We start from the raw sequence: 4,515 nt of genomic DNA on the forward strand, positions 1-4,515 counted from the left end.
GATGAAAGCTGACGCCCCGCGCCGCATGCGGCAAGATGGGCGGTCTTCACGATTCATCACGGGGCATCTGCCATGTTCGACTTCAAGGAACTCGAGGCCTTCGTCTGGGTGGTCCGGCTTGGCTCGTTCCGCAAGGGCGCGACCAAGCTTCACCTGACCCAGCCCTCCATCTCGGACCGCATCAACCGCCTGGAAGCCACCGTCGGCGAATCCCTGCTGGAACGCGCCACCCGCCCCATCCAGCCCACCCTGCGCGGGCGAGAGTTCTTCGCCCACGCCGAGCGCCTGCTCAGTGGCCGCGACGAAGCCATGCGCCTGTTTCAGGAAGAAGGCGCCTTCTCAGGCACCCTGCGTCTGGGCGTGATCGAGACCATCGCCAACAGCTGGTTCCCCGCCTTCATGCGCCAGCTGGCCGAACGCTATCCCAAGCTGACGCTGGAAATGACCGTCGATATCTCGCCCTCCCTGCATCAGCGTCTGGCCGACAATGATCTCGACATGCTGTTCGCGATGGACAGCGCCGCCATGGGGCCCTACGCCACCCAGACCCCGCTGTGCACCTTCGAGATGGGCATGTTCGCCTCGCCGACCCTCGCCGGGCAGCTGGCCGAGGATGGCGAGCGCTTCGCCTCCACGCCATTCATCTCCTTCAGCAAGCAGGCGCGCCCCTATACCGAGCTGGTCAGCTATCTGTCGGAACAGGGCATCACCCAGCCCAAGGTGCACTGCACCAGCACCCTGATGACCATCCTGCGCATGAGCAGCGAAGGGCTCGGCATCGGCGTACTGCCGGTCGCCACGGTGGAGGATGTCATCAGCCACGGCGAACTGGTGCGCCTGCCACTGAAGACCCCATTGCCGCCAATGGTCTATGAAGCCATCTGGCGCAATGCCAACTATCCCGATTTCTGCGCCAGCGTGGCACGCCTCGGCCGCCAGTGTGCCGAGACCTACTCGCAGCAACACGCGCATTCCGATCCCTGACCAGGCCGCCTGTCATGCGCTGAGTCAGGGTTGATCGCGCCCTGCCCTGCATCAGATCAGCGTCAGACCAAGGTCTAACAATATCGTCAAAGGCTTTCATGCGACGACACTGTGAAAGATTTCATCGATACTACGCATCAGAATTAACGATTGGACGGGATGGCCCGTCGCTTGAAGAATGAAATTGTCTGCCGACAACATTCAATAATAATGAGGAACAGGACATGCGTAAGCCCAACGATTCCCTCACTCGCAAGACCCAGACAGTCAAGTCCTTCGCCTGGCTGGCGACAGTGGGTGCCCTGGCCTTCAGTGGCTCGGCACTCGCGGCACAGTGGAACCTCGCCACTCCGTATGGCGATGCCAGCTTCCACACCAAGAACACCAAGCAGTTCGCCGAGGACGTCACCGAGGCCACCGATGGCGAGCTGACCGTGACCGTGCACAGCGGCGGTTCCCTGATCTCCCACGGCGAGATCAAGCCTTCCGTGCGTCGCGGCACCGTCCAGGCCGGTGAGATCTTCCTGTCGATTCTCTCCAACGAATCGCCGGTCTACGAGCTGGACACCCTGCCGGGCGTCGCCTCCAGCTACGAAGAAGCCTTCGCCCTCTGGCAGGCCTCCAAGCCGGACATCACCGAGCTGTTCGCCAAGGAAGGTCTGATGCCGCTGTACGCGGTCGCCTGGCCGGCCCAGGGCATCTACACCGACTTCGACCTGACCGACGTCTCCCAGCTCAAGGGGCTGCGTATCCGCGCACCCAACATCAACACCCAGCGCTTCGTCGAGAACGTCGGCGGCAAGCCCACCGAGACCGAAGAAGCCGACATCCCCACCGCCTTCAGCACCGGCCGTGTCGACGCGATGATCACCTCCAGCTCCACCGGCAAGTCCATGTCGGCCTGGGATTACGTCAAGCACTACAACGACGCCAAGCTGTGGCTGCCGAAGAACATCGTCTTCGTCAACAAGCGTGCCTTCGATCGTCTCGACGAGAGCACCCAGCAAGCCGTGCTCGATGCCGCCAAGGCCGCCGAGACCCGCGGCTGGGAAGCCAGCAAGGCCGATGCCGACGAGAGCGCCAAGGTGCTGACCGAGAATGGCTTCACCATCAGCGAGCCTGACGCCAAGCTGGCCGAAGACCTCAAGGCCGCCGGTGACAAGCTGTTCCAGGACTGGAAGTCGCGTGCCGGTGAAGAAGGCCAGCAGCTGCTCGAGCGCTACCGCGCAGACCTGGATGCCTGAGATTCGCTCGCAAGCCCGACTGCCCGGCGCTGAATGCTGGACATGCGGCCGAGCGCATCGACCGTGCACTGCCTGAGCAACGTCTGAGCATTGCCTGAGCGCTGCAGATGTCCTGACTGACCCCAGCTGCAGCGTTGCTATCCCGCCACGCGATATGCCACTCGAGACTCCGACACCTGCCGTCCGCCGGCAGGTGACCCACGGACAAGCCTGTGCGCAGCATCGCGTGGCCACCCTCACCTTCCCTGTGAGCGCCCGTCATGACCTATTTCTTCGACAGACTCTATCGCCTCGGTGCGTGGGGTGCGGCGGCCTGCATGCTGCTGATCTGCACCCTCGTCAGCCTGCAAGTCTTCCTGCGCCTGATCGACGCCATCATGGTGATGTTCGGCGCCGAGCGTCTCGGCTTCGAGATCTCCGGCGTGTCGGAAATGGCTGCCTTCCTGCTGGTCGGCGCCACCTTCCTGAGCCTCGCCTACACCTTCACGCATCACGCCCATATCCGCGTGACGCTGGTCATCAACCGCCTGCCGGCCGCCGTGCGTGTGTGGATCGAAAGCCTCGCGCTGCTGATCGCACTCGGCCTGAGCGTGTTGATCACCCATGAACTGGTACTGCTGGTCGGCGAGAGCCTCGAGTACCACGACATCTCCTCCGGCCTGCTGGCGCTGCCGCTGTGGATTCCGCAGAGCGTGCTGGTCGCCGGTACCGGCCTGCTGTGCCTGGCGATTCTCGAGACCCTGATCGCCACGCTGCGCACCGCCTTCACCGCGCCCTCAAGCTACGTGGCGCCCGAGCCCGAAGACGGAGCCGAATGACATGCTGACACTCATCCTCGTCACTCTGCTGGCCCTCGCCTTGCTGCTCGGCAGCGGCGTGTGGGTCGCCTTCTCGCTGATCGGCACCGGCTGGATCGTGCTGACCTTCTTCTCCACCTTCGAGACCGGCCCGATCCTGGCCTCCGATTTCTGGGGCGCCAGCTACGGCTGGGACCTGACCGCCCTGCCGATGTTCGTGTGGATGGGCGAGATCCTGTTCCGCTCCGGGCTGGCCGACAACATGTTCCGCGCGCTGGCACCGTGGCTCAATCGCCTGCCGGGCCGTCTGCTGCACTCCAACATCATCGGCAGCGGTCTGTTCGCCGCCGTGTGCGGCTCCTCCGCCGCCACCTGTGCCACCGTCGGCAAGATGACGCTGCCGGAGCTTGAACGTCGCGGCTACGACAGCAACCTGGCCATCGGTACCCTCGCCAGTGCCTCGACCCTCGGCCTGCTGATTCCGCCGTCGATCATGATGATCGTCTATGGCGTGGTCACCGAGCAGTCCATCTCGCGTCTGTTCATCGCCGGTGTCCTGCCGGGCATGCTGCTGCTGGCCCTGTTCATGGGCTACCTGGCGATCTGGTCGAAGGTCGTCGGTGAGCCGCAGGGCCGCGCCGGCCATGACGAGCCGCACATGGGCTTCATGGCCAAGCTGCGCAACAGCGCCCAGCTGATTCCGCTGCTGGCACTGATCGGCGGCATCCTCGGCAGCATCTACGGTGGCCTGGCGTCACCCACCGAAGCGGCCGCGGTCGGCGTGGTACTGTCGCTGATCATCGCGCGCCTCAACGGCCACATGACCGCCGCCACCTTCAAGGAATCGCTGTTCGCGGCGCTGCGCACCTCGTGCATGATCGCCTTCATCATCGCCGGTGCCTCCTTCCTGTCCTCGGCGATGAGCTTCACCCAGATTCCGATGCAGCTGGCCGAAGGCATCGCCACCCTGGGACTGTCGCCGACCATGCTGCTGGTGGTGTTGACGCTGTTCCTGCTGATCCTGGGCTGCTTCCTCGACGGCATCTCGCTGATCCTGCTGGTGACCTCCATCATCATGCCGGTCATCGAAGCCGCCGGTTTCGACCTGATCTGGTTCGGTATCTACCTGATCATCGTGGTCGAGATGTCGCAGATCACCCCGCCGGTCGGCTTCAACCTGTTCGTGATCCAGAGCCTGACCGGCAAGGACATCATCACCATCACCAAGGCGACACTGCCGTTCTTCCTGCTGATGATCTTCTCCATCGTGCTGATGCACGTCTTCCCGGAGATCGTGCTCTATCTTCCGCAGGCCATGAACAACTGATCATCTGACCCCGATGCCAAGGATGGCAGCTGGTAGCGCTTCCAGACTCAGGAACCGCAGCTGTCGGCACCTCTATCGGTCGACCCTTGCCTCAAGGGCGCCGAGCGTCACGGCAGACATACGGTGACGTGCTTGCAGACCTCCCCTCGGGGAGGTCTTTTTT

Annotated in this window: 4 protein-coding genes; all 4 read left to right on the forward strand. The window is 63.5% G+C overall.

The window, feature by feature from the left end; all coding sequences use genetic code 11:
- Positions 1-72: 72 nt before the first annotated feature.
- Entirely contained in the window at positions 73-984 is a 912-nt protein-coding gene (locus AC4FAH_RS02550; RefSeq protein ID WP_153636298.1) for a LysR family transcriptional regulator, read from the forward strand.
- A 224-nt stretch (positions 985-1,208) separates the two neighbouring features.
- Complete coding sequence (locus AC4FAH_RS02555; protein ID WP_213113955.1) at positions 1,209-2,228, forward strand: TRAP transporter substrate-binding protein; 1,020 nt, start codon at positions 1,209-1,211, stop codon at positions 2,226-2,228.
- Positions 2,229-2,488: 260 nt separating this feature from the next.
- Complete coding sequence (locus AC4FAH_RS02560; RefSeq protein ID WP_043331335.1) at positions 2,489-3,046, forward strand: TRAP transporter small permease; 558 nt, start codon at positions 2,489-2,491, stop codon at positions 3,044-3,046.
- A gap of 1 nt (position 3,047) precedes the next feature.
- Positions 3,048-4,352: a TRAP transporter large permease gene (locus tag AC4FAH_RS02565; protein WP_043331336.1), complete on the forward strand. Its 1,305-nt coding sequence runs from the start codon at positions 3,048-3,050 to the stop codon at positions 4,350-4,352.
- Positions 4,353-4,515 lie beyond the last annotated feature (163 nt).

This window comes from Cobetia sp., assembly GCF_983723665.1.

What these genes read in the sequence shown, in the direction of transcription:
- AC4FAH_RS02550 (WP_153636298.1), top strand. Translation starts at nt 73, where the DNA reads ATGTTCGACTTCAAGGAACTCGAGGCCTTCGTCTGGGTGGTCCGGCTT.
- AC4FAH_RS02555 (WP_213113955.1), top strand. Translation starts at nt 1,209, where the DNA reads ATGCGTAAGCCCAACGATTCCCTCACTCGCAAGACCCAGACAGTCAAG.
- AC4FAH_RS02560 (WP_043331335.1), top strand. Translation starts at nt 2,489, where the DNA reads ATGACCTATTTCTTCGACAGACTCTATCGCCTCGGTGCGTGGGGTGCG.
- AC4FAH_RS02565 (WP_043331336.1), top strand. Translation starts at nt 3,048, where the DNA reads ATGCTGACACTCATCCTCGTCACTCTGCTGGCCCTCGCCTTGCTGCTC.